This window comes from Streptosporangium sp. NPDC020145 (assembly GCF_040631275.1).
Taxonomy (GTDB): domain Bacteria; phylum Actinomycetota; class Actinomycetes; order Streptosporangiales; family Streptosporangiaceae; genus Streptosporangium.
In genome coordinates this window covers 1-2,240 of the sequence record NZ_JBEXZT010000070.1, presented here as the reverse complement: position 1 = coordinate 2,240, position 2,240 = coordinate 1, and the positions used below count along the sequence as shown (strand labels likewise).

Annotated in this window: 1 protein-coding gene; it reads right to left on the bottom strand. The window is 63.7% G+C overall.

Annotated features, from left to right (window positions below; translation table 11 throughout):
- Nucleotides 1-424: 424 nt before the first annotated feature.
- Entirely contained in the window at nucleotides 425-1,549 is a 1,125-nt protein-coding gene (locus tag ABZ463_RS41565) for an RICIN domain-containing protein (protein WP_362785731.1), read from the bottom strand.
- Nucleotides 1,550-2,240: the final 691 nt, after the last annotated feature.

Below are 2,240 nucleotides of genomic sequence, written 5' to 3'. Positions count from 1 at the left end.
CAGGGGGTCAAGGTGGAGCGCCCTACTGGACGAACGACCTTGACCCCCTGCCCCGACTCCGCTCCGCTTTTGGGGGGCGTCGGCGGACGGGAAGACCGGCCCTCCTCAGCCATCGCTACTACCCGCGCGTTTGCGCTCCTCCTTCCCGGAGTCGGAGTCCCCTCGGTTTGAGGTTTGGGGGCGCACGTTGTCTCTGGGTTTGGGGCCATACCGCTCGTCAGAGCCGGACTTCGGTGGCCTGTCCCGAGCCGGTATCGGGGATCGGATCGGCGGAGCGATCGGAGTCAGGGCCACGGCCCGGGATGATGCGGTTCCGGTGACCGGGCAGAATGCATGTTCTGCCCGGTCGGCCCTCTGCTTTGCCCCTGGCCACAACTTTGAGAGCCTTGAGCCCACCCTGACTCAGTCCGTGGTCGTTGGTTGTTCAGGTCAGGCGTGATCGGTACTGCTCAAGTTCCTTCGCGGCCTGCGGTGGCCAGGCGTCGGAGATGGACTTGGTTTCGTCGCTGACGGTCCACTTGATGAGCATGGTCCCGTCGAGGCGTTCCAGGACGTAATCGTCCTGGCGGTACCAGACCGCCTCGGAGACTTTGGTGCCGTGGGGGTAGGTGCGGATGATCTCCCGCTCTGCCCAGGTCTCTGTGATCTCCTGGTTGGTGGTGGTCACCTTCATCTGCTTGGCGAAAGTCTCGCTGATGGAGGAGGCGAACCCCTTGAACCCGAACGACGCTTCGGCACTCACCGATGTGCTGGTGGTCTCCTCCACCTGCGTGGAGTTGAGGCTCGTAAGGCCGACGTGGGCCTTCTGCTTCTCTGTGTACTCCGAGGCGCCTCCGTGCTCGTACTGGTAGACGCGCTTCCAGTAGCCGTACTTGCGCAGGATGTAGTACGGGTTCCGCTGTGCCTGGCGCTGCCGGTCGTATGCCTGGTCGGTGATGAGGGGGAACGGGTAGGCGAAGTTGGCGACCTCGACGGGATCGGTGGTGTTCTCCTCCAGGTGCTCAAAGCCGGTCAGCCGGTGGATGTCACCGATACCCACTCCTTCGAAGGTGGGCAGGTTCAGCACGCGCTCGAACTCGTCCTCGACCTCGAACACCCACTGCCACCACTTAACGTTGGCTGTGTCGTCCTCTGGGAGCTGCGCGACTATCGTCCCTTTTGTCAAGGAGAAATTCGGGATGCTCAGGGAGAGTTGACTGTTCTGGTTGCGCACCCGGTAGGTGTTATCGGAGACGTGCTCAGCGAGCCAGGTCTGACTCGGGGCCCGATCGGGCGAGTTCAGTTCCTGCTGCCACGCCCACTCCTTCGGCTTGACGCTGTCGTCGCGGATCTTCATGACGAGGCCGCTGTTCTTGTTCGCGAACAGGTGGAACTCGTTGTCCAGGGGGAAGACATGCCAGATCTTCGTGTCATGCTCCGCCCCTTCGCCCTTCATGGGCTCCTGGGTCAGATATATGCCGCTCTGCGTGGCTGCGGAGCCGGCGTTGAGGTAGAAGCGGTTGTACGCGTTCTGGATCCGGTAGGACCGACCGGCCTTGATGATGGACATGGGTGAAGCATCCCCCCGCTCAATGATCACTACAATACGAATCTAATCGGCAACACTGTGTGATCACTCATGGGCGCGCCCACCCTCCCAGCAAACCCCACCCCACCCCACCTTTGCCGCCCTACGCATCCCGGGCTGCGATCGCGAACTTCTCGGTCGTCGTCTTGAGCCTTCTTCGTGATCGGTGAGCCGTTAGCCGGAGATTTTGTGTGTCGTGATGGTGTCCGCGGTGGGTGTTTGGCCTGGTTAGTCATAGTGCGACAGAAAAAATTTAAGTATGTCGGCGTGTGTGTTGTTGAGCGCATGACAACACGTTTGATCACATGTTTCTGTTGTTGACCTTGTACCTTCTTTGGATCGCTCGGCGGCGCCGGTGAAGAAACCCTCCATCGCCGTGCCTGGCTGGGGCGGTGCGGGTCCGCGACGGGAGGCGAGGCCCGGCGGGACGGGCGCGGCGAGCACGGCGCCGAAGGCGCCGCGCGCAGTCCGTGTCCCGGTCCCGCCGGGCCGATGCCGCACGGATGCGCGCCCGGGAGCCCTGGCCGGGTGCGGCGGGGAAGTGAATCACCGAGCGGCGGCGACGCGATCGCGGCGAGCGCCAGCGATGCCGCCCGGGGTGGGCCTAGGGAGGGGTGTCCCCTCCCAGCGGGGAGGGACCTGGGAGGGGCAGAGCCCCTTCCGGCGGGGAGAG